Origin of the sequence: Piscinibacter defluvii (genome assembly GCF_004011805.1) — a bacterium.
Lineage (GTDB): Bacteria > Pseudomonadota > Gammaproteobacteria > Burkholderiales > Burkholderiaceae_C > Piscinibacter > Piscinibacter defluvii.
Map to the genome: position 1 here is coordinate 18,500 of NZ_RCHJ01000026.1, position 26,736 is coordinate 45,235.

A 26,736-nucleotide genomic window follows, 5' to 3' on the forward strand; every position below is an offset into this window, starting at 1 on the left:
GGCGCCGCATGGTCGCGGGACGAGCCGGGGGACAAGCCCTTTCACGCAGGCAATCTGGTGTGCACGGTGGTGGGGCGAAGCGGCAACTTATCAGGCTTGTCCGTCGGAGTCGATCGAGTAGGCTGTTTGCAATGTCGCGTTCACAAGCTAAGCCCTTGTCAGCACGACGATCTGCACGATCCACTCGTCCATCTTTGCAGCGCCGTTGGGGCCACATGCCCGCAGGCGGTACCTGCCCGAGCGCAGTGAACCGACAGGTGCAATCGCGTCCATCTTTGCAACCGGAGCAGCCTTGATTGCCTCATTGCGCTCGCGTTGCTGTTCACGGTTTCGCTGCTCGTAGTCGGGGTGTTGTTCCCGGTACCGTTTCCAGTAGTCCCCATGTGCCTCCCGCCATCGGCGCTGGCACGCGAGCTGGTTCGCTCGATAGTCGGGATCGTTCGCCCGCTTGTCCGTCTGCCAGAGGCGACGGCGTTCACGCTGGCATTCGGATCGGCTGCAGTAGTTCTGTGCAGCGACGCGAGGGCAGGGTTCGAAGTCATCGGCGCAGGCCAGGCATCGTTTGAAGCCCATGGGAGCCTCCGTTGGTCACGGTTGCCTCCCTGGAGAAACCCAGTCGTGACTCGCGGCGGATAAGCTCGCGCTATGGATGCCACCCGCCAGCCATCAATGCGAAAGGCCGCGCTAGATCACATACGCCGGCTCCAGTCAGTCCACGACCAGCTCACCGCGGCCGATCTGGCCAAGGGCTTCGTTTTCGATGATCAACGCTTCCCCCTGGTGAACCCGCAACGGGGGATCTTCAAGCCCAAGGAGATGGAGCACCTGCTCTCAATCCGAACTGTCTTTCCGAAGCCCGGTGCGCGTGTTTGGTACGACGACCAGCGTGAGGTCCACGGCCAAATCTATTCGGGTCAAGAGACCATCGACTACGCGTTCATGGGCACGAACGCCGATGTGGCCGAGAACCGATGGCTTCGCGAGGCCATGGAACAGAAGACGCCGATCATCTACTTCCTCGGAGTCTCCCCCGGACGCTATGAAGCTGTCATGCCGGCCTTCATCGTTCAATGGGACGCAGTCGCGTGCAGGGCGGGAGTCGCGTTTGCTGCAGATGTCGCTGCGCTGGACGCCGCGCCGCCCGTTGATTCAGTTGAGCGACGGTACGCTCTTCGCATGGTGCAGCAGCGTCTGCATCAAGCGACGTTCCGTGACGCCGTGATCACCGCGTACCGCGGCCGCTGTGCGCTATCCGGGCTCCCCGAGCCTCTGCTGCTCGACGCCGCTCACATCGTGGCGGACAGGAACGAACGGCTAGGGCAACCAGTGGTTCAGAACGGCATTCCGCTGTCGAAGATTCACCATGCGGCGTTCGACGCCCACCTGATCGGCATCGATCCGGACTACCGAGTCCACGTGGCCGAACGCCTGCTATCCCAGAACGACGGACCAATGCTCGAAGCGCTCAAGCGCCTACATGGCGGTCAGTTGCACCTTCCACACCGGCCCACAGATAGCCCAGATCGTGATCGGCTGGCCGAGCGCTTCGATCTCTTCAAGGCGGCTGCGTAAGCGAGGTCTTTTCGCTTGGCTGGCGCTGTGGTCCAGCCTCGAAATGTCGCTCTCATTGCGTGAATGCACGCGGGAGAGGCCAAAGAACGGCCGCGAAGCGCTTCCAGGCCGTGTCTGCTGCTTGCCCCTCTAACTTCTCAATCTGGCGCTACCTGTCGCTCGCGATCGGCCACTGCAGTGAAGCTGTCTAGCTCTTCATCGCCTAGATGTTGACGATCGAGCGAAATTGCTCCTTAGCAATTCGAGCCTCTGGGCAAAGGCCGCTTGCACGGCGAGGTCAGAATCGATCAACTTCGGGCCTTGAGTTCGTAGAGCCGCTCAAGCCGCTCGACCTGCCCAAAATCGAGCGGCGGTCGCAATCTCAGCGGCCGCTTGCTCGAGGGCGTGGTCTTCATTGACGATCTTGACCACCGCTCGGTTCTCCTGACACCAAGCCTCAAGTTCGGCTTGACTCTCCAGCGCCCCTTGTAGCCGATCCATACGGCCGCTGCGGGCCAGCCGCGCGGTCAAGGTAGCATCGCTTCCGGCGGCAACGTAGACTGCTAGGCATTTCTCGTTGGCGAAGTACTTGCGCCAGGATGTTAGGCCGTAGTCTAGGACGTAGAACCGTCGCGGATCGTCGATTGCCGCACGCACCTCGGATGTGAGCAAGCCGTAGCGATGGCCGTTCTGTTCAACGTCACTCCAGAGCTTGCCGCACCTTGCAAGCTCTTCGTACGACCTATCGGAAATGTTGACCTTGAACCGTTCGTCTGGACGCTCGGGCCGAGTGATCCAAGATATCACCGGAACCCACGAATCCTGTTCTACCAGCAAGGTAGCAACGCTGCTCTTGCCAACGCCCGAAGCTCCGAACAACAGGACTAACATGCGCTCTGGGAAAGTACGTCAGTGGTGAAGAAGGCGGTTCCTATGCTACGCGAGTCTGAGCAGCAGGAACTCGACTTGGCTGGTGCTGCATCGAATCGCGTGATCATCCCCTCGCCAAAGAGAGATGCCCGGCGGACTCGAGAAAGACGGCACCTGCCCTGGGAGACCAACTACGCCGCGTTCTCGCCGAACTTCGCGGAGGCTGCCGTTAGGCAACTTTGCCTGCCGGGTCGCGTGAAGGTATTTGATCCGTTCGTCGGCGCCGGCACAACGCTCGAGGCCGCGGCCTCGGTGGGAGTCGAGGCATACGGCATCGAGCTGAATCCATACAGCGCGCTCTTGGCTCGCTGTAGAGTTTCGACGAACGCCCAGATGAAGGTCGTCACGGACATCTTTCGGTCTGCAACAGCCCCCCTCAAGCGAACTCGCGCATCGAAGTCGACGACGTCTTTGCGCACGCCTTCAAACGTCGTCGAGTCGCTTGTCGGAGCGGTGGCTGCGCGCGCGAATTGCCAGGCTAGCGATCTGCTGGGGCACCTATGCTTGCGCCCAGATGGTGATCTTGATTCTGAAATCGTCGCCTTGGTGGCAGCGCTTCACGTGCTAAAGAAGCAAGCTGCCGTCCACTATCGCTCGAACCCCGCCTGGCTGATTCAAGGTCCCAGCCCGGACCGTATCGAGGACGACGAAAGTCCGGCTGAGAACCTCGAGACTGCGTTCCGGACGCAAGTCCAACTCATGATAGAAGACCTGCACCTTCGCGCGAAGGGGTCAGCGGCGCGTCCCATAGCTGTCTATCCGGGGCCATTTCAAACGGCACCAGTGCAGTCGCGACAGATCAGCCGCTTTCTAACCTCGCCGCCCTATCTAAACCGGCTCGACTACGTCAATCCGACGCTTCCAGAACTCCACGCTTTAGGCTGGCAACAGGGTGCCCGGCTTGATGACCTACGGGCCCGAATGATGGGTACTACTAAGATGCGTCGGAAGCTTGGTGCGGGCCGACTGTCGAGTACGACTGCGACAAAGCTATTGGAAGCAATCTCCGAGCATCCGACGAAGGCGAGCGGTACCTATTACCTCAAGTTCTTCCGTCAGTACTTCGAGGATATGGCTGATTTCCTTGGGTGGATGAGAAGCCGTAGTACGCCGACTTGTCGAGGAATTGTCGTGCTCCAAGATTCCTTCTATAAAGAAATCAAAGTCCCGATCGCACAAATCATTTCAGAATTCGCCGAAGCTGTCGACTTTACAGTCGAAGTATTGCACGAGGAGAAGCGGACGCGCCATATGGGAACACTAAGCCCGCATCAGCGTGCTCACGCGCCGGAAAAGGCTCTTACCGAATTCACCTTCCTGCTATCACGGACGCGCTAGTAAAACGCCTTCTTAATTGCCGGCTCCAACATCCTTTTCCACTCAGGCGTGTGGTAGGCAGTGCAAGAGTCCCTCATTGGGCAATGGGCGCTAACTGCGATGACGGAACCATCGAACAATTCTGCCGGCCAAGGGCCATCGCAGTTCATGAACTCCCGTTCACAGCGGTTGCGCCCGATCTGCCATTCCAAGTAGTTCAAAACGTGCGCTGGTACTCGAGCGTAGGTTGCGGTTTGAGACAGTGCCTCAGAGACAGTCTGACGAAGCAAATTCACTAGCCTCATGCGATGTGTCGATCCTGTGCTGAGCACTCGAAAGATTGACTTGTCATTTGCGAACACTCTTCCAGTACGCAAGTACAAGCGTATGAGATGGTAGTCAATTGCCGGAGGGATTTGGTCCCCGTCGGAAAACGCGACGATGCCTTCCCGTGCCAACTCTTGCGCGAACGCGTTCGCCTTCTTTCCCAGCGGATCTTCGCCGTATGCTGGAATGTTCCGAATCAGTTCGAGAAGGCCGTGCTTGCCAAAGACCAAATTTGACGCTACTAGCGCTGCAGGATCATTGGAAAAACGAGTCGAAATGGCTTCGGCCGTGGTTCTCAAATACTTTGCGCGCTCGCTAGCCCTGATCCGTTCCGGGCGGTGATAGCCCTCTAACATCTCCTCAACCGATTTCGCTGACACAGTAAGAGCGCGCTCGAGCATCTCACCAGAATCAGCAGAGAAGAAGTGCTCGTACATTCTTCGCTGCAGGAAATCCCAGTTAATCTGATGGCAGATGGCGACGAAGAAGAGCTTAAAAACCAGTTGAGCCTCTTGAGACGCTGACGACCAAGGGTTGTCAGCGTCGCTTGGTGTAAAACTCTCAAGAGCCTGAGCGGCAAGCAGGCACTGTGTCGGATCAATGGCAAAAGGGTTGCCGGCGAGTGCCTTTTCAATCCCGCTCATAGTGCCCTAGCCCGCGGACCTTCGACTGCAGATAGTCCGAAACGTGTTCAGATACATCAATCTGCATTTGAGCGCGCTCAGCGACTCGGTAACCCACAGCTTCTAACGCAGCAACTTTTCGCGGATTATTTGTAGCAAGACGAACGCATTTTGGGAATTCGATGCTTTCGAGCGCTTCTGCAACTACAGAATATTGCCGTGGATCAAGCTCGTATCCGAGTTGCCTATAGGCTTCAGCGGTTTCGACTCCGAGCTCTTGCTGCTTAGAGATCGCTACCACCTTTTGAAACAGGCCCAAGCCTCGCCCCTCTTGATACAGGTATACGACGGCTCCCCCGACCTTGGAAATCGTTTCGAGCGACTTCGCCAGTTGTAGAGCACAATCACAGTCGATGCTGTGCAAGCTTTCAGAAAATAGACAAGACGAATGAATGCGAAGGAAAGGCACGGCCTCCCATGGCTTCCTATAAATTAATACCCATGGAGGGACGTCAGTCGACGCATCACCAACTTCGACTGAAAAATCGCCAAATTGGGTGGGTAGTGTGATGATAGGCGAAGGCACTATTGAATAAAACTTTCGCGCCGTCAATTCGGCGTCACCTATTCTTAAATCCGTGGGTCACAAAACAATGTTGGCGCCGCGTATCGTCTGAGGGTTGCCTTCCTGAGACGCCAACAGCCGTAGCAGTTGAGTTGTCCAAGGCCTCCCGCTCAAACTCGAAGCTGGATCAATGAATGGCACTTGCTCGCCTCTAAGGCGCCTGCCCGCCAAGAAAAACAGATCCATAATTCTAAATTCAGGGGACTCCGAATCAATGCAGACTTCTTTGAGTTCTTGAAGTCGAACATCCAACCTCTGCAAATCTCCACTGCTAATGGCACAAGCGGTCAATGCCAGAAGACAATAGAGCTTCAAATCAAAGTTTCCGGTTCGCTCTGCGATCCTCATTGCAGCTTCGAGCTCGACTTTCGCCTCATCAAAACGTCCCGAATGACGAAGGACGTCTCCCAGTGCATATCGAGCATTACCTTCGTCGCGAGCCGACTTTGTGCGATTCAACGAAATATCGAGTGCAATTCGTGCGTATCTTTCAGCTTCTTTGGGTTGAGAGCGAATCAACGCTAACGTCCGCGCCACCGTACGGTAGACAAGGCATTGATCGCGATCCGGAATCGCAGCCTGCTGGGTATCACAATACTGCGCGAGCTTTGAGGCCAACCGTGTAGATGGCGCGCCTTCGCGCATTTCATTCTTCACCGCGACGGTGCGGGTAGCCGCCTTCAACCAGACATCCTGACGACCCGCCGCCTTAGCTTTGTGGCGCGCCTCGGCGTACCTTCGCAACGCGCCATATTGTTCCCCAACGCGCCAGTACTTCTCGCCAATCGAGACGGCTACGTCCATGTCTCGCGTAGACCCTGCAGGAACGCTGTTCAGCACCTTGATCGCTTCCCGGTAGGCGCCGGTTTGGCCTAAGGCGTCTGCCTCAAGCAGCTTTAGCTCGACATCTTCATCAGGCGTGGCCGCCTGCTGCTTCCATCCGCGCCACGCCCGCAGGCGGCTCAACGCGCTCTCATGAGCCCCGCGCAACAAGTCATCGCGCACCTCGTGGACGAGCGTCTCAGCATTCATTGCCTGTACCGATAGCGGAATGGGTGACATGTTTGCCTGCGGAACAACTCCGGCTGCGGCAGGCAACAAGGTCCTCGCGGAAACGTCAGTGTATGCCGCCTGAACGAGCAGCGGGCCGACGTCCGTCGCCAAGAAGTGCTGCACGTGCGCATTGGCAAGAACGAGGTCGCGATCCGAGAGTGCCGCGAAGGAGCCAAGGACGCCCTGCACCTTGCCCTCGACCTCGGCGGTCGTGCAGGAGAGGCACGTTGTTGCAACCGAGATATCCACTCCTCGAGGATAGACAGCGCCCAAGCACTTAACTAAGACTCTTTCCGGCTCGCTTAGACGCCCATACTGAATGGCGTAGTGCGCTACCAGTTGATTCGCCGCGGGCTTCAGAATATCATTATTCTCATCCGGGGACTTGAGCCAATCCTTGATAAGTCCGATACGACCATCCAAACTGTATTCAAATGCCTTCTCGGCGGCTTCGGCGCTGGTAGGGAAGCCGATTAAATTCCGCATTGAGCGGAGTTCATCGGCAGAATATCCCGAAAGCGGATACTCACATCCGCCAAGTTTTCTGAAGGAATTAATCAGTTCGCGAATATCAGGTCGTGCCAGAAAGGCGCTCGACTCTGAGCTGATGGATAGAACAATCAGCAAGTCAGATGGCTTGGTGTCTACTAGCATCTGCAGAATCTTAATCCCTGGCGTCGGCAGCTCTTCGAGCCTATCGATCAACATTACCAGCGGCCTGCCGGACTTTCGTATGACTTCGTCTAGGAATCGGCCGATCTTGCTAGATTCCGAGCGAGGGAAATCATAGGTCGCCGTCCTATCTAATTGGTGTTTGGCGAATTCGTCTAGGCTCTTCTTTAGTTCATCGAGCGCATCCTTTGGTATCGCGTCGGGAAACAGTCTACGGGCGACTCCGCCAAAGACCCCGGCGATCTTTCCGCTATATTTGATTCCAAAGAACACTGCCTGCTTCTTGGTAGACCAATGCTTTCTCTCCGCTAGAAAGTCAATTGCGTCAAGTACAGGTTCATATCCCGTGTGACCGGACGAGCAGGAGAAGTGATGCACGTGCATTCCTCGCTTGTCGTACTTGGCGAGGTAGTCGAACAACTCCTTGATGAGCCAGCTCTTCCCTATCAGGGTTGGGCCGCTGATCAGGAATGCCCCCTTCGACGCGGTAGTCAGCGCGTTGGCCAGGTCGCTTCGGGCTCGATATGGTGTCATCGCTTCATCTGGTCAATCACGCCACGCGGAGCCTGCCATTGCCAACTGGCGGCTCCGGGCACATGGCAGCCATGCTGGAACCAGCGCCGCAGGGGCAAGCGACGCGGTTCTCGAGGGCGGGGTAAGGGCGCTAGGCATGCGGAGTTTCAGCCATCCATTTCTGGCGAACAACGTCTAGTCCGATAACTGCCCATTCCGAATAGCCCAGCGTGGTCGGCAAGTTTTCAGTAGGTCTGCGAGATGGGTCAAAACAGATTGGCTCACGCAAAATCCTTTGGTAACCGGGACTAGCAGCGTTTCAATTGTTGTGCCAACTGACTCGTAGCCATCGTGGGCGAGGAGCCTAGAACTGAGAGGGAGTCGATTGAAAATCAAACGAGCTACTGTATCGCAGGTACTTCTTAGTTCGCGGCTGATGCAGCGTACGCAAGCCATGCCGAATAGGAGTCAAGAGGGGTGGGCGTGCCGACTGCCTTTTGGCAAGGAGTTCGGCGCTGAAGACATCGCGCCCGCTGCCAGGGCTCTCAAGCGAGCGCTTGGTCTAGCGCCCATGGCAGATTCGCGCGACGCCGGCAGGCACGCGCTTGACCCGCACTAAGGCTTTGATCGACTCGAGCGCGTTCGCCTGAGAAGCTCGTGAGTTCCGGGGCGCACTGTAGCTCCGTCGACTTCGGTCCAAGGTGGCGCCGCCGGCTCCAAACTTGGCACGTTTAGTTCGTGTTGCCGGCAAGGCGCAAGCGGATCGCTCGCGCGCCGTGGAGGCTTCGGTCTCATGGGCGCGCACACCGGCTGAGGGGTGAAGCTTGGCGATCAGTGCCCTGCTGGCCAAATGGGGAGGCTCGGCATGCGCGTCGTGGCTGCGCTCTGCGGATCTGCGTTTACCCTACTGACAGTCGCCGTCGGCGGCGATTCGAGATGGGTGACTTTCGGGTGACTTTGCTGCTCAGGACAGTCCAAAACAGCGCAAAATGGGTGGGAACAGACGGCTTCAACCCCTGATAAATCAACAACTTAGCGGCGTGGCCGAAACTACGAACCAAGGGGTCGTGGGTTCGAATCCTGCCAGCCGCGCCAATCAAATCAACGGGTTAGCTCTCACAAGGAGCTAGCCCGTTTCTCATTTCTGGGCTCGGGGGTCCACCCAGGGGTCCACCGGTGGTGGGGTCGCTGAGGACGCGGCCGACAGGGTGGCGCGCACCACCCGGTCACTTTGCTGCTCAAGAGCAGCTGAAACTCGCGGCGACTGCGGGATCGCCGGTCACATAGGTGATCTTCTTCGGATAGACGCACATCGGCATCGAACGGGTTGCGCTGCCGCTGGTGGTCTGCAGCGTCACCTGGTCCGGCGCCGTCCCGTTCTCCACCCAATCGGTCAACAAGGCGTACATCTGGCCCGGCGCGACGGCTGGAATCACGGCCGCAGGGTTGGACGTGCCGTTCGGCGTACCGTGCCCTTGTCCCGGAACCATGTAGAGCCTGAAGAAGGATTGCACACCCGGCATCCCTCCCATCTGCGCCGCGACTCGGTTGTAGTAGTTGATCGTGCCTTGTGGAACGATCAGCTCGTCGGCCAGTCCGTGCCAGGTGAGGATCTTGCCGCCGCGGTTCTTATACGCCGAAAGATCGGGATTGTTCGTGTCGATGCCGCCGAACTGAGTCTGCAGCGCGACGCCCCGGTCGTAGGCGTTGGACAACTGCCCGTAGCTCATCTGCTTCCAGAGCGACTGGCCGTTGCCCGTGGCGTTCTGGAACCCGGCTCCGGCGATCGTCGGATTCTGCAGCTCGAGCGCCACCATGTCCGACGCGATCGGGAACTCCAGATCCGGGCTGGCCAGCCCGACAAAGATCGGCGAGTAGAACGTGGTCCCGCGCGTCAGTCCGAACCAGCGTTGATTGCCGCTGCCCATGAGCGTGCTCGACGCGGCCTGCGACCAGCCATTGTCCGCCGCGGGATCGGGCGCGGTGCCGTCGGTTGTCATGCCGTACCAGATCTTGTTCATCGCCTGTGCCTGCGCGGTGCTCACGCAGGACGAGGTGGTATTGGTGCCGCCACTGGCGACGCACAGGACATTGGCGTCCTTGGTGGGATCGTAGGTGCAGGCCGACGGATCGAGGATGTAGCCCAGGTGCTGTCCGCCGACGACGTCGCATGCAGCAATGGCAGCATTGGAAACCAGGTCCGATTGCGCCTTCGACAGCGGCGTGCCCGCAAGGTCGCGCTGGTAAACGATCTGCGGGTACAGCTCGCTGGTGATGAACCGTGTCCAGTTGATGGCCGGATAGAGCGCCACCATGCCGTCGTAGTCTTCCGGATGGTTCTGCGCCAGGCTCAGGCCTTGGCGGCCGCCAGTCGAGCCGCCTTCCCAGTAAGCAAACTTGGGTGCGCTGCCGTAGTACGCCGTTGCCAGAGCCTTGGTCTTGACCGCCTGCTCGTGAATGCCGCGCGACGCGAAATCGGTCCAGAGGGTCTGGTTGATGGTGCCATCCGGATTCATCGCGAATGCGCCCGTACCCGGAGTCGAGTGTCCGGTGTCGGTGGTCGACGACACGGCGCCTTCGTTGGCGGCGACGTCGGCAGCGGCCGTGCTGGCGATCGCAGTCGCGGAACCCGCGGTGCCGCCCTGCCACCCGCCGCCGCCGAGAGCATGAACGCGGCCGTTCCAGGCTGCCTTTGCGGGGAGCCAGATTTCGATGCCGATGCCCACGGAGGTTGATGGTGCACCCGCGGGACCCGCGTTCCCCGGTCCGACGGTCAGCTTCACCATGCAGATGTCGCTCGCCGCGGCAGGTGTGCTGCCGCCGGCCGTGCCGCTCAGAAGCAGGGCATCGCCCTTCTTGAAAGCCTTGACCGCGACCACGGACGTCTGCGCGTCCGGCTTGAAGGCCGTCTTGAGCGTGTCATCACAGGTCAACGCCACCGGCGGCGGCGGCGTGTTGCCGCCACCGCCGCAGGCGCTCAAGGTTGCCGCCACCACAAGGGCGGCGATGCCCACGACCCGTGACCGGTCGAGGCTCCTGTCGAAAGAAATCATGTCTGTCGTCTCCTGTCGTCATCCGCCTCTCTGGCGCCACAGCACCAGAACTAAAGTGCACAGCCATTGGCCGAATCACTTTCAAGCGGACGATAGGAGCTAAGCGCACGTCGGTATATCGAATTCACACCCCTGCTTCTCGAGATCGCGCGACTTCGATCTCAGGGTTTGCTCTTGCTGGTCGTGAGTCGATTGGCGCACTAAAGTGCATGTTCTATGGGAGCAGAGGCCTCTCGTGCCATTTGCGCTGGCACGGATCTTCGTGACGTCGATTGGGGGAAATGCAGCGGCGTGTCTGGCGTCGATGGAGACCGCCTTCTTCAACCGGTGGAATCCCCCCATGCTTCCTGGTCGGGCCTGCCCATCGTTGTCCAAGTCTTGCCGGGCAATGCGGTGGCCACGGACTTCCAGATCCAGCATGCGTCGTTGGCCGTTGCACGGACGGGGCGTGGCAAGCGTCGCTACTCCAGCGGGCGCCGCTCACGCGATCTCTACTCTTCGCCCTCCATGTTCGAGTTGTATGCAGGAGGCTATTGCATCGACCACGCCAGTTGGGACGGAGTCGCCGGCGAGGTGATCTCCGTCCAGTTCCCGGCTCTTCAAGTCAATCGGCTGCTGCATGCGCAGGGACGGGGCTTTGAGCTTCCCATCAAACATGAGCTCTTCGATTCACGCATCGCCGATTTGACCCTGTTGTTGTGGGACGAAGCCCGACAAGGTGGGCCCCGCGGCAGGTTGTACGGCGATGGAATATCGCTCGCGCTGCTGGGTTTGCTTATCGAAGAACACGGCGCATGTACGCGCCCGGAAGTCCGGTCGCGAGCGCGCCTGGCCACGGCGCAGATGGCTCTCATCCGTGACTACATCGACGAGCACCTTTGCGCCGACCTTTCCGTCGAGCATCTCGCTGCGCTTGTGGGCATCAGTGCTGCGCACTTCTCGCGTTCCTTCAAGGCCAGCTTCGGTGTGTCACCTCATGCATACGTGACCGAGCGGCGCCTCTGCATCGCGAGCCGTCTGCTGCAGCAGGACAAGTTCATGTCGCTCGCCGAGGTCGCCACCGGCGTGGGCTTCTCGAGCCAATCGCACTTCACGGAGTCCTTCCGGCGGAAGATGGGCGTAACGCCCGGGCGATGGCGGCTCGGGTGACAGGCTGATGATGGCCCGCCTGCCCTGATGTGCAGGCTGAGCGCCGTTACGGTGCCTCGTCGCCGCGCCGCACGAAGTGCAGCGCGACGATTGCCGCCAGCAGCACCGAGCCGGCCGCGGCGCCGAACACCGTGGCCAGCCCGGCGCGGTCGGCCAGCAGGCCGAGCGCCGGGCCGCCGAGGCCGAGCGCGAGATCGAGGCAGGCGGTGAAACCGCCCATTGCGAGGGCGCGGTATTCGGCCGGCGTGCGCCGCACGACCTGCAGGCCGAAGCCTGGATAGACCAGCGAATAGCCGGCACCCACCAGCGTGGCGCCCGCCACGGCGAGCGGCGCGTCGCCGGCCAGGCCGATCAGCGCGAGCCCGGCTGCTTCGAGGAGCAGGCTGCCCAGCGCGACGCGGACCGCGCCGAGACGATCGGGCAGCCGCCCGCCAAGGACACGCACCGCGGCGAAGGCGGCGGCGAAGGCGCTGAAGCCGAGCCAGCCGGGCGTCCACGCGCGTTCGGCGAACAGCAGCGCGATGAAGGTCGTCGTCGCGGCGAAGCCCAGGCTGCTGAGGGCCAGGCCGAATCCGGGCAGCCACACGTTGCGCAGGCCGACGCGCCAGTCGGCATCGGCGCGGCGCGGTGTCGGTGGCAGGCGCGGCATCACCCGCAGCAGCCCGAGTGCGAGCAGCGGCAGCAGCAGACCCGCGAGGCCGATGGCGCCGAAGCCCTGCCACGCATGCAGGCCCGCGCCTAGGGGCGCGGCGAGCGCGAACGAGGCATACATCGCGATGCCGATCCAGGCCATCACCCGGCCCGCCTCGCCGGGCACCGCGCGCGCCAGACCCCAGGCCAGCGCCGAGGTGACGACGAAACTCTCCGAGCCGCCGAGCAGCGCCCGCCCCGCGAACAGCAGCGCGAGCGCCACCTCCGGTGACGATGGCCACGCGAGCGAGAGCAGGTACAGCACCCCGGAGGCCGCAGCGCCCCACAGACCGATGCGCATCACCGCATGCGTGCCGCGTGTGTCGCTGAGGTTCCCGGCCCACAGGCGTGTCGCGAGCGCGGCGGCGAACTGGCTGCCGGCGATCCAACCCACGACGAAGGTGCTGAAGCCCAGCGTCCGGTGCACGTGCAGCGGCAGGACCGGCATCGCCAGGCCGGTGAGGCTGAAGACGACGAACACCAGCGCCATCGGTGCCGCGAGCGCGCGGCTCAGCGCTGCGCCTTCAAGCTGCATCAGGGCTGGATCAGCACCTTGAGCGCCTCGCGGCTGTCCATCGCGCGGTAGCCCTCGGGCGTGTCGCGCAGCGGCAGGATGCGGTCGAACACGCGGCCGGGCAGGATGCGGCCTTCCAGCACGTCGGGCAGCAGTTCCTCGATGTAGGCGCGCACCGGCGCCGGCCCGCCACCGACGAAGGCGTTCTTGAAGAAGGTTGGCCCGGCCGGGATGCCCTCGTAGTGCGGCACGCCGACCCGGCCGATCGCGCCGCCCGGCCGCACGATGGCCACCGCGCTGACCGTCGCGTCGCCGCTGCCCACGCATTCGAGCACCGAGTGCGCGCCCTGGCCGTCGGTGAGCACCATCACGCGTTCGACGGCTTCGTCGCCACGCTCGGGCACGATGTCAGTGGCGCCGAACTCGCGCCCGAGCGTGGTGCGGTCCGGGTGGCGGCCGAGCAGCAGGATGCGCTCGGCCCCGAGCCGCCTGGCTGCGATCACCCCGCACAGGCCGACCGCGCCGTCGCCGATCACCGCCACCGTGCGCCCCGGGCCCACGCGGGCTGCACGCGCCGCGTGGTGCCCGGTGCCCATCACGTCGGAGAGGCTCAGCAGCGCGGGCCACAGCGCCTTGTCGATCGTCTGCCGCAGCGGATAGAGCGTGCCGTCGGCCAGCGGGATGCGCAGCGCCTCGGCCTGCGCGCCGTTGAGCCCGCCGTAGCCGAAGAAGCTGCCGTGCCGGCAGGCGGTGTGCAGGCCCTCGCGGCAGAAGTCGCAGCTGCCGTCGGAATAGGCGAACGGCATGATCACCGTGTCGCCGACGCGGATGCGGCTCACCGACCGGCCCACCGCCTCGACCACGCCGATCGCCTCGTGGCCCATGCTCTGGCCCTGCTCGGTGCGCTCCATGTCTCGGTAGGGCCAGAGGTCGCTGCCGCAGATGCAGGCCTGCGTCACGCGAACGATGGCGTCGGTGGGCTCGACGAGCGTCGGGTCGGGCACCTGGACGACGCGCACGTCGCCCGCGGCATACATGATGGTGGCGAGCATGGTTCCGGTTCTCCTGAGAGCCGCCGCCGCAGCGAGCGCGGCAGCAGGGGATGGGCCACGGCAGGCGTCGGGCCGGGCGCATCTTCACGAAGCGCCCGCGATGCGTCGAGTCGCCATTTCTGTTGCGCCGGTAAGCGAGGCTGACCCTGCCGCGGCGCGCCGCGGGGCGTTAGTCGCGCTTACCGCAGCAACGGAACATCCGACTGGACGCACCCGTCCCCGCGCCCACAGACTCGCCGCGCCATGTCCCACTCCGTCGATCTGTGCGAGCTCTTCGCCGAGCATGTCGCCGGCAGCCGCTTCGAGCAGTTGCCGGGCGCCGCCGTGGAAGGCGCGAAGAAGACCCTGCTCGACACACTCGGCGTGATGCTCGCCGGCGGCGGCATGGAACCCTCGGTGCGCCGCGTCGTCGAGCACGTGAAAGCGGGCGGCGGTGCGCCGGAGTGTTCGGTGCTCGGCTTCGGCCTGCGCGTGCCGGCCGAAGCCGCGGCCTTCGCCAACGGCGCGATGGCCCATGCGCTCGACTACGACGACCAGACGCCCTGGGGCCAGCATGCCGCGAGCTCGCTGGTGCCCGCGGCGCTGGCGGCGGCCCAGCGCCGTCGCGGCGTGCCGGGGCGCGAGCTGATCACCGCCGTGGCCGTCGGGCAGGACCTGTTCAACCGCCTGCGCCGCCATGTCGAGTGGCAAAAGGACTGGAACTTCTCCACCGTGATCGGCGTGTTCAGCGCCACCGCCGCGGCCGGCCGCGCACTCGGCCTGAGCGCAGACGCGGTCGCGCGTGCCTTCGGCATCGCGAGCCTGCAGTCCGGCGGCTCGACGGCCGTGATCAACTCGACCGGCAGCGACCTGCGCGGCCTCTATGCCGCGTTCTCCGCGCGCGGCGCCGTCACGGCCGCGCTGCTCGCCAGACAGGGCATCGGCGGCGTCACCGGCCTGTTCGAAGGGCCGTACGGCGTGTTCGACCTGTTCTTCGGCGGCCGCTACGACCGCGCCGCCCTGCTCGACGGCCTCGGCCAGGACTTCACCGGCGGCCTGACGCTCTACAAGCGCTGGCCGGCGGTCGGCACCGCCCACGGCCACCTGCACGCGACCATCGGCCTCGTCGAAGCGCACGCCATCGATCCGGCACAGATCGAGCAGATCCGCCTCTTCGTCGGCGACTACCACCGCCTGATGTGCGAGCCGCTCGAACAGCGGCGCGCGCCGGGCGCGCTGGTCGAGGCGAAGTTCAGCCTGCCCTGGCTGGTGGCGGCGGTGGCGATCCAGCGCGACCTGCGTCTCGCGGACTTCCGCGCGGAGGCACTGCGCGACCCGCAGGTGCTCGCGCTGGCGCAGCGGGTCGTGCCTGTCGCCGATGCCACGCTCGACTGGAAGGAGGACCTGCCCAGCGGCCGCGTCGAGATCGTGCTGCACGACGGCCGGCGCTTCGAGCGCCTGGCGCACGACATCCCCGGCAGCGTCGACGCGCCGCTGGACTGGGCCGCGCTGGAACGCAAGTTCCTCGACTGCGCCGCGATGGCCGCGCGGCCGCTGCCGCCCGACCGCCTGGCCGCGGCCGTGCACACGCTGCGCCACCTCGAGTCCGTCGACGACGCCGGCGCCGCGCTGCGCGCGCTGGGCTGAGAGGCTGAGCGGCCGCACCAACCCGAAACCCCTGAAAGTCTCTCGAAGATGCTGCACGACCACAGCCTCGACCGCCTGTTCCGCCCCGCGAGCGTCGCGGTCATCGGCGCCTCGCCGAAGCCGGGCAACCCGCGCAACTCGCTGATGCGGGTGCTGATCAAGCACGGCTTCGAAGGCCGCATCTACCCGGTGACGCCGACGCACGGCGAAGTCGAGGGCCTGACCGCCTACCGCAGCCTCGCCGAGGTGCCCGAAGTGCCGGACGTGGCGCTGATCATCACGCCGGCGGCCACCGTGCCAGCGTTGATCGACGAATGCGGCGCGAAGGGCACGCGCAACGCCATCGTGTTCAGCGCCGGCTTCGAGGAGTCCAGCGAAGGCCAGGCACTGGCGGTGCAGCTGGCCGAGGCGGCACGGCGCCACGGCGTCACTGTGATCGGGCCGAACTGCCAGGGCCTGTGGTCGGTGCGCCAGCGCGCGATGCTGACCTACAGCCCCGCGGCGCTGAACCTCGACCATGCGCGGCATGCGCCGATCGCGATCGTCAGCCAGAGCGGGGCGCTGGCCGGCGCGCTGTGCGGCTCGCTGCACCGCAGCGGGCTGGGCTGCTCGTACATGGTCAGCGTCGGCAACGAGAGCGTGTTCGACGCGCTCGATGCGCTCGAGTGGCTGGTCGAGCAGGACGACGTGCGTGTCGTCGCGCTCTACCTCGAGGGGCTTCAGGGCGGGGCGCGCATCCTGCGCATCGCCGAGCGGGCGCGACAGCAAGGCGTGCGCATCGTGGTGCTGAAGGCGGGGCGCTCCGAACTCGGGCAGCAGACCACCGCCTCGCACACCGGCAAGATCGCCTCGGCGCATGCGGTGTATGCCGACGTGCTGGCCCAGGCCGGCGTGGTCTTTCTGAACAACCTCGCCGAACTGCTCTGGGCCGTGGAGGTGCTGGCCTTCATGCCGCTGCCGCGCACGAGCGGCGACGCGCAGGGCGGCGTCTCGATGCTGAGCTCCTCCGGCGGTGCCGCCGCCCTGCTGGCCGACCACAGCAGCGAACAAGGCGTGCCGATGGCGCACTTCAGCCCGGCCACGGCCGAGCGCCTGCAGGCGCTGCTGCCGCAGTTCGCGCGCAAGGAGAACCCGATCGACCTGACCGGGCAGATCAACAGCGTGAAGAACCTGTTCCGCGACACCGCCACGGCGGTGGCGGGCGACCCGCGCACCGAGGCGCTGGTGGTGCAGCACGCCAACAGCGGCCGCAAGTACCTGCAGGAGGACGGCGAGGTCTACAAGCAGCTGGCGGCCGAGCTGCCGGTGATCGTCAGCTTCGTCGGTGACACCCTGCCCGGCGCGACGCGCGAGTCGTTCCGTGCCGCGGGCGTGCTGCTCTCGCCCGAGCCCGCGGCAACGATGAGCGCGCTCTCGATGCTGTACCGGCTGCGCGCCGGGCAGGCGCTCGCGCCCCCCGCCGCGCACGAGCTGCCGGCGCGCCGCGCGGCGCCTCGAGACTGGCCGTCGATGATGGCCTTCTGCGAGGACGCGGGCGCGACGCCCGCGCCCTGGCGCATCCTCGCGCCGGGCGAGCGCGCCGCGCAGGCCTGCGCGGACCTGCGCTGCCCGCTCGTCGTCAAGGTGCTGCCCGACGATGCCGAGCACAAGAGCGAGCTCGGGCTCGTGAAGCTGCGGGTCGGCTCGCCGCAGGAGGTGGACACGATCGCCGCCGACTTCCGCGCCCGCATGGGCAAGCCCGGCGCCGGCATCCTGGTGCAGGAGATGGCCGGTGAGGGTGTCGAGGTGGTGGTCTCGTTCCTGCGCCAGACGGACTTCGGGCCGATCATGTCGATCGGCAGCGGCGGGGTCGCGATCGAGCTGTACCGCGACATCGCGCACCTCGCGCTGCCGGCCTCGCCGCAGCAGGTGCATTCGGCGATTGCGCGGCTCAAGCTGGCGACCCTGCTGAAGGGCTTCCGCGGCAGGCCGGCCGCGGACGTCGAGGCGCTGGTGCGGGCGGCGGTGCGGCTGGGCGATCTGTTCCTCGCCTGCCCGGACCTCAACGAGCTCGAGCTGAACCCGGTCATCGTGCATGCGCAGGGCGGCGGCCTGCACGTCGTCGACGCGCTGGCCGTGGCCGCGGCCTGATCAGAATTCGAAGCAGGCCTTGCCCGAGGTCTGCGTGTCGAAGCGGCGGTAGGCGAGTTCGGCGTCGGCGAGCGTCCAGCGGTCGGTGAACTGCCGCTCGAGGTCCACGCCGTGTTCGGCGACGAAGCGCACGCAGCGCGCCAGGCCGGTGTCGGAGAAGGTCCAGTGGCCGATCACGGTGCGCTGGCGCAGCATCAGGTCGGGCCAGGCATCGAGACTGACCCCGCCGCCCACGCCGACGAAGGCGACGCGGCCCCAGTTCGAGGTGCTTCGCACGGCGGCCTCGCGCGCGGCGGCCACGCCGGAACAGTCGAGCGCCACCGTCGCGCCGCGGCCTTGCGTCCACTGGTGGATGGCTTCCACCGCATCGGCCTGGCTCGAGTTGATGGCCTGCGCGGCCCCGAAGCGCAGCGCGGTGGCGACACGCTCGTCCGACACGTCGACGGCAAAGGCGCGTACGCCCATCGCGGCGGCGAGCTGGATGGCGGACTGCCCCACCGGGCCCATGCCGAACACGGCCAGGGTGTCGCGCGCGCTGAGCTCGAGGCGCTCGAGCGCTGCATAGGCGGTGCCGGTGCCGCAGGCGATGGCCGCGCCGGCCGCGAAGCCGATCTCCGGCGGCAAGTGGATCAGCGCGCGCGCCGGCACGCGCATGTAGGGTGCGTGCGCGCCATGCGCGGTGTGGCCGAACACGGTCGAGCCGCGGTCGCACATCTGCACCCAGCCGCTGCGGCAGGGTTCGCAGTGGCAGCAGCCGGCGTAGTGGTAGACGGCGACGCGGTCGCCGCGGCGGAAGCTGCGCGCATCGACGTTCCTGCCGAGTTCCGCGATCACGCCGCAGGGCTCGTGCCCGGCGATGATCGGATCGTCCAGGCTCAGCCCGTGCTCGGCCAGGAAGGCCGGGCTCTTGCCCATCAGCGAGGCGCCGCGCGGGCCGCGGTAGTGGTGCAGGTCGCTGCCGCAGAAGCCCGAGGCCTTGATCTCGAGCACCACCTCGTCGTCGCCCGGCACCGGGTCGTCGAAGGAGAGCAGCTCCAGCTGCCGCTCGCCGCGGAACACGACACCGCGCATGTCAATCGAGAGAGATGTTCAAGTCCTTCACGACGTCCTTGAACATCGCCGAGTCCTTGCGTGCCATCTCCTGCACCTCGGCGGGGGTCTGCACCAGCGCGTCGAAGCCGACCTTGCCGAAGTAGCTGCGCACCTCGGGGTCCTGCAGTACGCGGTTCACGTCGGCATTGATCTTGGTGGTGATGGCCTTGGGCACGCCGGCCGGCGCATACAGCGCCACCCAGGTCTGAAGCTCGTAGTTCGCCGGCCCCTGCGATTCGGCGACCGTCGGCACCTCGGGGAACAGCGGGCTGCGCCTGGGCGCCGTGATCGCGAGGTACTTGACCTTGTTCGCCTTGAGCATCGGCTGCGTGGTCGAGGCGGTGCCCACCGCCCAGCTGATGTCGCCGGTATTGACGGCGATGTAGATCTGCGTCGTCTCCTTGAACGGCACGTGCAGCATCTTCGTGCCGGTGGCGCGCTCCATCATCGCGCCGCCGAGGTGCAGGTTGCCGCCGTTGCCCGAGGAGCCGTAGCTGAGCCCGCCGGGGTTGGCCTTGGCGGCGGCGACCAGCTCGCCGACGGTGTTCCATTTCGAGTCGGCCGCCACCGTCACGAAGTAGTAGGTGCGATAGAGGCCCGCCACCGGCTCGAAGTCCTTCACCGGGTCGTAGGGCAGCTTCTTCCACAAGTGGGGCGCCACGGTGATCGGCGGCGCGTCGGCCTGCAGCAGCGTATAGCCGTCGGGGGCGGCACGCTTGGCCGCTTCCATCGCGATCCAGCCGTTGGCGCCGGCGCGGTTCTCGATGATGACCTGCTGGCCCCAGATCCGCGCGAGGCGCTCGGCCACCAGCCGCATCACGGTGTTCGGCCCGGTGCCGGTGGGAAAGGGCAGGATCACCTTGACGGGCTTGTCGGGCCAGGTCTGGGACCGGGCGGCCGGCACCAGGGCCAGCGACAGTGCGAGGGCAAGAAACGCGCGCTTGAACATCTTCGTCTCCGGGGAGCCCCGTTGCATCGGGGTCGGGTCGCCTCGATGGGCGGGACGCCAGTCTGCGGTCGCGTCCGGGTTCAGGCCAGTCGCATTTTCTTCGGGCAAGGGTAAGGAGCGCTTTCCAGCGCCGCCGATCAGGACGGGCTCAGCCGCGCGCCGACCCAGGCGCCGCTCTTGACCAGCTCGCGCGCGCAGGCGGCGAGCACCACACGCACCGCCAGCGCCGCGGGCGAGAGCTCGTCGTTGGAGAGGCTGCACAGGTAGCTGCGCCGGATCGCCTCGCCCTCGACGATCTCGGTGAGGCGAAAGCGCGTGTCCGCGTCGGCGTAGCGGCGTGTCGCGGCCCAGGGCTGGATGGTCGCGCCCAGGCCCGCATCGACCGCGTCCATCAGCGTGGCCAGCGAATCGATCTCCGCCGCCAGCACGGGCCGCAGGCCGTGGCGCGTGAACGCCGCGTCGAGCGCATTGCGCAGGCCGTGGCCGGCGCTCGGCAGGATCAGCGGCACACCGTCAAGGTCGGTCAGCGCGATGCCGCGCTCGCCGGTCGGCCGCAGCGGCCGCCGGGCGGACTGGATCAGGTAGAGCCGCTCGTCCAGCAGCGGCGTCGTGCTCCAGCGCCGGGCCGGGTGGGTGCCGTACAGCACCGCCAGGTCGAGCTGGCGCGCATTGAGCATCCCGGCGAGGTGGCCGGACAGGCTCTCGACGAGCTGCAGCCGCACGTCCGGGTACTTCTCGCGCAGTGTCAGGATCAGCGGCAGCCCGAGCACCGAGCAGGCCGTCGGCGCCAGCCCGACGCTGACCGAGCCCATCAGCCGCGCCTGCTGCGCGGCCCGCGCCGCCTCGTCGGCATGCCGCAGGGTCAGCTGCGCCTCGCGGAAGAACGCGAGGCCGGCCTCGGTGGGCAGCGTGCCCTGGCTGGTACGGCGCAGCAGCCGCGTCGACAGTTCGGATTCCAGCCGCGAGATCTGCAGGCTGAGCGCCGACTGCGCCACCTCGAGCTCCGCCGCCGCGCGCGTGAGGCTGCCGCACTCGACGATGCGCACGAAGTAGCGCAGCTGGCGCAGTTCCATGCGTTGGAGTGTCTCAGGCCTCGCCGCAGGCGTGTCGCGCGGCCAGGTAGCCGAACACCAGCGCCGGCCCGAGCGTGATGCCGGGGCCGGGGTAGGCGCCGTTCATCACCGAGTGCATGTCGTTGCCACAGGCGTACAGGCCGTCGATCGCCGTGCCATCGGCGCGCAATGCCCGCGCGTGTTCATCGGTCATCACGCCCGCGGCCATGCCGAGGTCGGCGGGTTGCACCGCCACCGCGTGGAATGGCGGGCGCAGGATCGGCGCGACGCATGGGTTGGGCAGCTGCTCGGCGTCGCCGAGGTGGCGCTGGTAGATGTCGGCGCCGCGGCCGAATTCGGGGTCGTGACCCTGGGCGGCATCGCGGTTGAATCGCTCGACCGTGGAAGCAAACGCACCGGCCGGCACGCCGATGCGCCCGGCCAGTGCTTCGAGGGTCGCGGCGCTGTGCAGATAGCCGCTTTCCTGCAAGGTGCGCAGCGACAGCGCGAACGGCCGCACCCGGCCGAGGCCGTACTTCCACAGGAAGCGGCTGTCGCACACCAGCCAGGCGGGCACGTTGCGCTGCGCATCGCGCAGCTGGGCGCGCACGAACTCGTGGTAAGACACCGCCTCGTTGACGAAGCGCCGGCCGTCGCGGTTCACCGCGATCAGGCCGGGCTTGGCCCGGTCGGTCACGGTGTGCGGGAAGATGGCCGTCGAGCCGTCCGCGCGTGGGCCTACCGAGGCCGGCACCCAGAACGCGAGGGGCCGGCCGGTCGGACTGAGATGGGCGCCGGCATCGAGCGCCAGCCGTGCGCCGCCGAGCGAGGCGCCCGTGGCCGCGGTGGCCGACAGGTCGCCAGCGCCGTCCGGCACATAGGGCCGGCGCAGGCTCTTGTGCTGCGACAGCCCGCCGGTGGCGAGGACCACGCCCAGCGGGGCCTTCAATTCTCGCGGCTGGCCACTCTGCAGGAGGACGACACCGACGACCCGGTCGTTCTGCGTCAGCAGCCGCTCCACGCGTGCGCCCAGCCGCAGGTCGACCTTCAGCTGCCGCAGCGAGGCAAACTGCCTTGCGGCCAGCGCATTGCCGAGGTAGAGCGCGGTGCCACGGTGCGCCTGCAGGCGCTGGCGGGCATAACGCGCGGCGAGCCGGGCCGCATGCCACAGCGCCGCCGGCGAGCGGGTCACGCGGCGCAGCACCGGCAGGTCTTCGCGGCTGATCATCATGCCGCCGAAGAGCATGAACTCGGGCAGCGGGTCGCGCAAGCGGGCGAAGTCCGGGCCCAGTTCCCGGCCGTCGAAAGGCACCGGTTCGAGCACCCGGCCACCGGCGCTGGCACCGGGTTGCTCGGGGTAGTAGTCGGGGTAGCGGCGCACCGGCTGGAACTTCAGCGCGGTGTGCGCCTCGAGGAAGCGGATCGCCTCGTCGCCGCGCGCGAGGAAGGTCGCGAGCCGCCGATCGTCGTCCGCGCCGGGCACCGTCGCCGCGAGGTAGGTGCGCGCCTGCGCCGGGCTGTCGGGCAGGCCGGCCTCGGCCATCTTGTGGTTCGCCGGGATCCACACCATGCCGCCGGAGATCGCCGTGGTGCCGCCGACGCGATCGCCGTGTTCGAGCAGCAGCACGCGCCGGCCGAGCGCTGCGGCGGTGCAGGCGGCCGCCATGCCGGCCGCGCCGGCGCCGAGCACGATGAGGTCGGGCGTGTCGGCCTCAGTCATCGCCCAGCTTCAGCGCGCTCGGCTGGCGCCGCTCGATGGACCACTTCAACAGCGCCGCGCCGCGGTAGACCGCGTGCGCGAACTTGCCGTACGGCAGGGTGAGGAAGAGCGCCATCACCGCGCCAAGGTGCAGGCACAGCAGCGGCGTCAGCGCGGCGCTGGCGTGCGAGAACGCGAGCCCGAGGCCGCTGACGGCGGTGAGCAGCAGCAGGCCGATGAAGCCGAGGTCCATCGGCCGCTGCTCGGGTGCCCGCTGCAGTGCGTGGCGGTGCCATTGCAGCCACAGCAGGCCCGCGGTGCCCGCCGTCAGCGCCACGCCGCCGGGCACGCCCAGCAGCTTGGGCAGGCTGGTGAAGCCGTAGGGTGCCGGCTGGCCGAGCGCGTAGTGGTAGAGGGTGGCCACGCCGGTGGAGGCGAAGCAGAGCATGAAGCCGTAGAAGGTCAGGTGGTGGAAGCGCCGCCGCTGCAAGGTGAAGCGGTCGCTCTCCTCGTTGCAGCCCTCGCCGTGGCCGCCATCGAGGTACTTCAGCGTCAGCGCATGCCGTGTCGCCTCGGCGCTGGCCGGCCAGCTCGACGGCCCGGCGCCTACCGCGCGCCAGAAACGCCGCGCACCCAGGCCGAGCGCGAGCGCCGCGAAGGCGAACACCGGCAGGAACAGCGCCACCAGCAGGCCGTGCGGAAACACGGCGTAGAACGCCGACGCGTCGGCCTGCACGGCGAGCAGGTTGCCGGTGGAGGCTGCGCCGAGCAGGAGGAACAGCGTGAGCGCGAGCGCCAGCGCGACGGCCAGGACCAGAGCGTTGCGCTTGTACGCAGCGCCGAAGGCCGGTGGCCAGGCGTACTCGGCATAGGTCTCGGGCCGCACGCGTGCCATCGCGCGCGGCACGTTGAGCGCGAAGTCGTGCGGCGGCGCGTACTGGCAGGCGTGCAGGCAGGCGCCGCAGTTGTGGCAGAGGTTGGCGAGGTAGTGCACATCGGCGACGGGGAACTCGAGCCGTCGGGTCATGGCCGGGAACACCGCGCAGAAGCCCTCGCAGTAGCGGCAGGCATTGCAGATCTGCAGCACGCGCGCCACCTCCTGCACCGCCGCGCTGTCCGCGGCGCGGCGCGCGGCCGGCTCGTTGGCCGCGAGCGCGGCGGCCTCGCGGGTCAGGTCCTCAAGCGACTGCATGCTCGGCCTCCCGCTGCGCGAATCCCGTGGCGCCCGCGGCCGCCGCGGCCTGCTCCCCGGCGATGCGACCGAACGCGGTGCCGATCGACATGCCGACCCCGGCGGTGTAGCCCTGGCCGAGCACGTTGCCGGCCATCATCTCGCCGGCCACGAACAGGTTGCGGCTCGCTCGGCCGCCGAACTGCACGCGGGCCTGGCGATCGGTCTTCAGCCCGAGGTAGGTGAAGGTCACGCCGGGCCGCACCGCGTAGCCGAAGAAGGGCGGGGTGTCGAGCGGCCGGGCCCAGTGGGTCTTGGGCGGGTCCAACCCCTCGGTGCGGCAGTCGTCCAGCCGCGTGTGGTCGAAGCTGCCGGGGCGGCAGGCCGTGTTGTAGGCCGAGACCGTCTGCATGAAGGTGGCTTCGTCGAGCTGCAGGGCGTGCGCCAGCGCCGGCAGCGATTCGGCGCGCACGCCGGGGAACACCGGCGGCATGAAACGCCCCACGGCCTTGGCATCGATGATCGAGTAGGCGATCTGCCCGGGCTGGCGCGCCACCAGCCGGCCCCAGATCGCGTAGCGCTTGGGCCAGAAGTCCTCGCCTTCGTCGTAGAAGCGGCGGGCCTCGCGGTTGACCACCACGCCGAGCGAGACGCAGTCGATGCGGGTGCAGATGCCGCCGTCGTAGAGCGGCGCCCGGGCGTCGATCGCGACCATGTGCGCCTGCGTCGCATCGCCGATCGGCTCCGCGCCGGCGTCGAGCATGAAACGCAGCAATTCGCCGGTGTTGTAGCGCGTGCCGCGGATCAGGAAGTTGTCGGCCGGGCTCACGCCGTGTTCGTCCACGCCCCAGGCCTCGCGCAGCCACTCGCGGTTGGATTCGAAGCCTCCGGCGGCGAGCACGCAGGTCTTCGCCTCGATGCGGGTACCGCCCGACCAGGCGGCGACGAAGGCTCCGTCGCGCAGCTCGAGGCGCTGCACCGGGCTGTCGTAGCGCACCTGCACGCCGAGCGCCTCGGCGCTGCGGTAATAGGCGTTGACCAGGGCCTTGCCGCCGCCCATGAAGAAGGCGTTGGTGCGCGCGGTGTGCAGCGCGCCCGAGAGCGAGGGCTGGAAGCGCACCCCGTGCCTGACCATCCACGGCCGGCAGGTCGACGAGGCGCGGATCACGAGCCGCGCGAGTTCCTCGTTCGTGCGCCCGCCGGTGACCTTCAGCAGGTCCTGCCAGAACTCTTCCTCGGGGTAGGCCTCGACCAGCACGTCCTGCGGCGCATCGTGCATGCAGCGCAGGTTGCGGGTGTGCTGCGAGTTGCCGCCGCGCCATTCGCGCGGCGAGCCTTCGAGCAGCAGCACCGAGGCGCCGGCCTCGCGGGCCATCAGCGCGGCGCACAAGGCGGCGTTGCCGCCGCCGATCACGAGCACGTCCGTCAATCCATCCTCCACGGCCCGAGCAACGGGCGCGGCGCCGACTCTAGGAGCCGGCGGGGAGCGGTGCCAGACCGCTGCGCACATGCCGCCATCTCGATCCGAGATGGCCCCAGCGCGCGTGGCGGGCTGTTGCGCCGCGACGTGCGTGCGTAGCATGGTGGCCAGCGCAACGGCCCACCTTCCGCTCGGGCCAGGGCAGGCACGCGGTGGATCTCGGCATCAAGGGCAAGGTGGCGCTCGTCACGGCCTCCAGCAGCGGCATGGGCCGCAACATCGCCCTCGCCCTTGCGGCGGAAGGCGCGCACGTGGTGCTGTTCGCGCGCTCGGCCGACAAGCTGCAGGCCGTCTGCCGCGAGATCGAGGAGCGCCACGGCGTGCCGGCCACCGCGGTGGCCGGCAGCCTGACGGAGGCGGCCGACATCACGCGCCTGGCCAGCGTGCTGGCGGGCCTGTCGGGGCCGGACATCGCGGTGGTCGTCACCGGCCGGCCGCCCAACCCCCTGCGCGACGCGCTGGAAGAAAACGAACTGCCGCGCTGGGACGAGGCCTACCAGGTGCAGCTGCGCAGCGTGGTGCAGCTCGTCAACGGCGTGGTGCCGGCGATGGTGGCCAAGGGCTGGGGGCGCATCGTCGCGGTGACCTCGGCCTCGGCCAAGCAGCCGATGGCCAAGCATGCGCTGTCCACCGTGTTCCGCGCCGGCGTGACGGCCTACATGAAGACGCTGGCCAACGAGCTCGGCGCGCATGGCGTGACCGTCAACTGCGTGGCGCCGGCGTTGATCGACACCTCGCACCGCACCGGCGCGGCGGCCTACACGCCCGAGCAGACCGCGCGCCGGCAGGCGATGACGCCGCTGGGCCGGATGGGCACGCAGGACGAGCTGTGCGGCGTGGTGGCCTTCCTCACGTCGATGCAGGCCGGCTTCGTGACGGGCAGCACCATCGCCGTCGAAGGCGGGATGGTCGGGGCCTTGTTCTAGGCCGAAGGGGGCCGATGGTGTTCGGGCCATAACATCCTGATCACCGAGCGTTCGCGGCCGTACGCGTAGCAGCTGTCGAGCTTGGCTTCGGGCGAGGGGCGGCGGCTCGGGTCGGAGCCGCGGATGCCCTGCAGCGCCGTGGTGCCCATGGTCACCAGCATCTCCATCAGGTGCGTGCAGCCGGCCGCGCCGCGCAGGCGCTCCTTCACCTTCGCCGACCAGCCGCGCGCCAGCCGCTCCCCCACCAGCACCTGCAGGGTTCCCTCCGCCTCGCGGCACAGCGCCCAGGGCGTCACGTCGGAGGCGGCGGCGATGGCGCGCACGGTGAGCTCGCCGTCGACCGTGAGCCGCACCCAGAGATCGTGCAGCGGTACGCCGGCGGGCACCGGCTGCGGCGAACTCGGCCGCACGAAATCGAACGGCTTGCGGTCGATCAGGCGCGCCTCGACGTCGAACAGCCCGTCCGCGCGCGCGAAGGCCTGCATCTCGATCGTGCGCTGGTGCACCTCGCGGCGCGCGGCAGGCGGCGGCAGCGGCATGCG

General features: G+C 66.6%; 21 protein-coding genes. 6 read left to right on the top strand and 15 right to left on the bottom strand.

Annotation, left to right across the window (positions count from 1 at the left end; all coding sequences use genetic code 11):
* Window positions 1-147: 147 nt before the first annotated feature.
* The gene (locus D9C15_RS28645) at window positions 148-573 is read right to left on the bottom strand and encodes a hypothetical protein (protein WP_128002619.1); all 426 of its coding nucleotides are present in this window, start codon (window positions 571-573) and stop codon (window positions 148-150) included.
* 72 nt (window positions 574-645) lie between these two features.
* Here D9C15_RS28645 and D9C15_RS28650 point away from each other — a divergent pair, with 72 nt between their 5' ends.
* Window positions 646-1,572, top strand: a complete 927-nt coding sequence (locus D9C15_RS28650; RefSeq protein ID WP_128002621.1) for an HNH endonuclease — start codon at window positions 646-648, stop codon at window positions 1,570-1,572.
* 318 nt (window positions 1,573-1,890) lie between these two features.
* Here D9C15_RS28650 and D9C15_RS28655 read toward each other — a convergent pair whose 3' ends face one another.
* Window positions 1,891-2,442: a nucleoside/nucleotide kinase family protein gene (locus D9C15_RS28655; RefSeq protein WP_128002623.1), complete on the bottom strand. Its 552-nt coding sequence runs from the start codon at window positions 2,440-2,442 to the stop codon at window positions 1,891-1,893.
* Between the two features lie 24 nt (window positions 2,443-2,466).
* On the opposite strand from D9C15_RS28655, the gene D9C15_RS28660 reads away from it, so the two are divergent.
* On the top strand, window positions 2,467-3,819 hold the full coding sequence (locus D9C15_RS28660; RefSeq protein ID WP_128002625.1) for a class I SAM-dependent methyltransferase: 1,353 nt from the start codon (window positions 2,467-2,469) through the stop codon (window positions 3,817-3,819).
* On the opposite strand, the gene D9C15_RS28665 is transcribed toward D9C15_RS28660, so the two are convergent.
* From D9C15_RS28665 to D9C15_RS28685, 4 genes are all read right to left on the bottom strand, one after another.
* Window positions 3,816-4,769: a hypothetical protein gene (locus D9C15_RS28665; protein WP_128002627.1), complete on the bottom strand. Its 954-nt coding sequence runs from the start codon at window positions 4,767-4,769 to the stop codon at window positions 3,816-3,818. The two genes, D9C15_RS28660 and D9C15_RS28665, sit on opposite strands and share 4 nt — an antisense overlap.
* On the bottom strand, window positions 4,756-5,334 hold the full coding sequence (gene ribA, locus D9C15_RS28670) for a GTP cyclohydrolase II RibA (RefSeq protein ID WP_240668639.1): 579 nt from the start codon (window positions 5,332-5,334) through the stop codon (window positions 4,756-4,758). The genes D9C15_RS28665 and ribA overlap by 14 nt, the downstream gene beginning before the upstream one ends.
* 57 nt (window positions 5,335-5,391) lie before the next feature.
* Window positions 5,392-7,632, bottom strand: a complete 2,241-nt coding sequence (locus tag D9C15_RS33565; protein ID WP_164886899.1) for an ATP-binding protein — start codon at window positions 7,630-7,632, stop codon at window positions 5,392-5,394.
* 1,217 nt (window positions 7,633-8,849) lie between these two features.
* The gene (locus D9C15_RS28685; RefSeq protein WP_128002635.1) at window positions 8,850-10,664 is read right to left on the bottom strand and encodes a tannase/feruloyl esterase family alpha/beta hydrolase; all 1,815 of its coding nucleotides are present in this window, start codon (window positions 10,662-10,664) and stop codon (window positions 8,850-8,852) included.
* Between the two features lie 291 nt (window positions 10,665-10,955).
* On the opposite strand from D9C15_RS28685, the gene D9C15_RS28690 reads away from it, so the two are divergent.
* Window positions 10,956-11,813 carry a helix-turn-helix domain-containing protein gene (locus tag D9C15_RS28690; protein ID WP_205854935.1) on the top strand — a complete coding sequence of 286 codons (858 nt, stop codon included), beginning with the start codon at window positions 10,956-10,958 and terminating at the stop codon, window positions 11,811-11,813.
* 46 nt (window positions 11,814-11,859) lie between these two features.
* On the opposite strand, the gene D9C15_RS28695 is transcribed toward D9C15_RS28690, so the two are convergent.
* Both D9C15_RS28695 and D9C15_RS28700 read right to left on the bottom strand, forming a co-directional pair.
* Complete coding sequence (locus D9C15_RS28695; protein ID WP_128002639.1) at window positions 11,860-13,038, bottom strand: arabinose transporter; 1,179 nt, start codon at window positions 13,036-13,038, stop codon at window positions 11,860-11,862.
* Window positions 13,038-14,069, bottom strand: a complete 1,032-nt coding sequence (locus tag D9C15_RS28700) for a zinc-dependent alcohol dehydrogenase family protein (protein WP_205854936.1) — start codon at window positions 14,067-14,069, stop codon at window positions 13,038-13,040. Before D9C15_RS28700 ends, D9C15_RS28695 begins: the two co-directional genes overlap by 1 nt.
* Before the next feature lie 243 nt (window positions 14,070-14,312).
* On the opposite strand from D9C15_RS28700, the gene D9C15_RS28705 reads away from it, so the two are divergent.
* Both D9C15_RS28705 and D9C15_RS28710 read left to right on the top strand, forming a co-directional pair.
* On the top strand, window positions 14,313-15,695 hold the full coding sequence (locus D9C15_RS28705; RefSeq protein ID WP_128002641.1) for an MmgE/PrpD family protein: 1,383 nt from the start codon (window positions 14,313-14,315) through the stop codon (window positions 15,693-15,695).
* A 48-nt stretch (window positions 15,696-15,743) separates the two neighbouring features.
* Window positions 15,744-17,825, top strand: a complete 2,082-nt coding sequence (locus D9C15_RS28710) for an acetate--CoA ligase family protein (protein ID WP_128002643.1) — start codon at window positions 15,744-15,746, stop codon at window positions 17,823-17,825.
* On the opposite strand, the gene D9C15_RS28715 is transcribed toward D9C15_RS28710, so the two are convergent.
* The 6 genes from D9C15_RS28715 to tcuA all read right to left on the bottom strand — a co-directional run bounded on the left by D9C15_RS28715 (window position 17,826) and on the right by tcuA (window position 25,217).
* On the bottom strand, window positions 17,826-18,896 hold the full coding sequence (locus D9C15_RS28715; RefSeq protein WP_128002645.1) for a zinc-binding dehydrogenase: 1,071 nt from the start codon (window positions 18,894-18,896) through the stop codon (window positions 17,826-17,828).
* Window position 18,897: 1 nt separating this feature from the next.
* On the bottom strand, window positions 18,898-19,866 hold the full coding sequence (locus D9C15_RS28720; protein ID WP_164886901.1) for a Bug family tripartite tricarboxylate transporter substrate binding protein: 969 nt from the start codon (window positions 19,864-19,866) through the stop codon (window positions 18,898-18,900).
* A gap of 137 nt (window positions 19,867-20,003) precedes the next feature.
* Window positions 20,004-20,939 (bottom strand): LysR family transcriptional regulator, encoded by a 936-nt coding sequence (locus tag D9C15_RS28725; protein WP_128002649.1) that lies wholly within the window; start codon window positions 20,937-20,939, stop codon window positions 20,004-20,006.
* Window positions 20,940-20,952: 13 nt separating this feature from the next.
* Complete coding sequence (locus D9C15_RS28730) at window positions 20,953-22,638, bottom strand: FAD-dependent oxidoreductase (RefSeq protein WP_128002651.1); 1,686 nt, start codon at window positions 22,636-22,638, stop codon at window positions 20,953-20,955.
* On the bottom strand, window positions 22,631-23,809 hold the full coding sequence (gene tcuB, locus D9C15_RS28735) for a tricarballylate utilization 4Fe-4S protein TcuB (protein ID WP_128002653.1): 1,179 nt from the start codon (window positions 23,807-23,809) through the stop codon (window positions 22,631-22,633). The genes D9C15_RS28730 and tcuB overlap by 8 nt, the downstream gene beginning before the upstream one ends.
* A complete protein-coding gene (tcuA, locus tag D9C15_RS28740; protein ID WP_128002655.1) occupies window positions 23,796-25,217 on the bottom strand; it encodes an FAD-dependent tricarballylate dehydrogenase TcuA in 1,422 nt (473 codons plus the stop codon). Before tcuA ends, tcuB begins: the two co-directional genes overlap by 14 nt.
* 203 nt (window positions 25,218-25,420) lie before the next feature.
* On the opposite strand from tcuA, the gene D9C15_RS28745 reads away from it, so the two are divergent.
* Window positions 25,421-26,194: an SDR family oxidoreductase gene (locus tag D9C15_RS28745; protein ID WP_128002657.1), complete on the top strand. Its 774-nt coding sequence runs from the start codon at window positions 25,421-25,423 to the stop codon at window positions 26,192-26,194.
* On the opposite strand, the gene D9C15_RS28750 is transcribed toward D9C15_RS28745, so the two are convergent.
* A complete protein-coding gene (locus D9C15_RS28750; protein WP_128002659.1) occupies window positions 26,191-26,733 on the bottom strand; it encodes a DUF2889 domain-containing protein in 543 nt (180 codons plus the stop codon). The genes D9C15_RS28745 and D9C15_RS28750 overlap by 4 nt on opposite strands.
* Window positions 26,734-26,736: the final 3 nt, after the last annotated feature.

Excerpts from the sequence above, each read along its gene's own strand:
- D9C15_RS28645 (WP_128002619.1), bottom strand. The coding sequence starts at position 573 with ATGGGCTTCAAACGATGCCTGGCCTGCGCCGATGACTTCGAACCCTGC.
- D9C15_RS28650 (WP_128002621.1), top strand. The coding sequence starts at position 646 with ATGGATGCCACCCGCCAGCCATCAATGCGAAAGGCCGCGCTAGATCAC.
- D9C15_RS28655 (WP_128002623.1), bottom strand. The coding sequence starts at position 2,442 with ATGTTAGTCCTGTTGTTCGGAGCTTCGGGCGTTGGCAAGAGCAGCGTT.
- D9C15_RS28665 (WP_128002627.1), bottom strand. The coding sequence starts at position 4,769 with ATGAGCGGGATTGAAAAGGCACTCGCCGGCAACCCTTTTGCCATTGAT.
- D9C15_RS33565 (WP_164886899.1), bottom strand. The coding sequence starts at position 7,632 with ATGACACCATATCGAGCCCGAAGCGACCTGGCCAACGCGCTGACTACC.
- D9C15_RS28685 (WP_128002635.1), bottom strand. The coding sequence starts at position 10,664 with ATGATTTCTTTCGACAGGAGCCTCGACCGGTCACGGGTCGTGGGCATC.
- D9C15_RS28695 (WP_128002639.1), bottom strand. The coding sequence starts at position 13,038 with ATGCAGCTTGAAGGCGCAGCGCTGAGCCGCGCGCTCGCGGCACCGATG.
- D9C15_RS28700 (WP_205854936.1), bottom strand. The coding sequence starts at position 14,069 with ATGCTCGCCACCATCATGTATGCCGCGGGCGACGTGCGCGTCGTCCAG.
- D9C15_RS28705 (WP_128002641.1), top strand. The coding sequence starts at position 14,313 with ATGTCCCACTCCGTCGATCTGTGCGAGCTCTTCGCCGAGCATGTCGCC.
- D9C15_RS28710 (WP_128002643.1), top strand. The coding sequence starts at position 15,744 with ATGCTGCACGACCACAGCCTCGACCGCCTGTTCCGCCCCGCGAGCGTC.
- D9C15_RS28715 (WP_128002645.1), bottom strand. The coding sequence starts at position 18,896 with ATGCGCGGTGTCGTGTTCCGCGGCGAGCGGCAGCTGGAGCTGCTCTCC.
- D9C15_RS28720 (WP_164886901.1), bottom strand. The coding sequence starts at position 19,866 with ATGTTCAAGCGCGCGTTTCTTGCCCTCGCACTGTCGCTGGCCCTGGTG.
- D9C15_RS28725 (WP_128002649.1), bottom strand. The coding sequence starts at position 20,939 with ATGGAACTGCGCCAGCTGCGCTACTTCGTGCGCATCGTCGAGTGCGGC.
- D9C15_RS28730 (WP_128002651.1), bottom strand. The coding sequence starts at position 22,638 with ATGACTGAGGCCGACACGCCCGACCTCATCGTGCTCGGCGCCGGCGCG.
- tcuB (WP_128002653.1), bottom strand. The coding sequence starts at position 23,809 with ATGCAGTCGCTTGAGGACCTGACCCGCGAGGCCGCCGCGCTCGCGGCC.
- D9C15_RS28750 (WP_128002659.1), bottom strand. The coding sequence starts at position 26,733 with ATGCCGCTGCCGCCGCCTGCCGCGCGCCGCGAGGTGCACCAGCGCACG.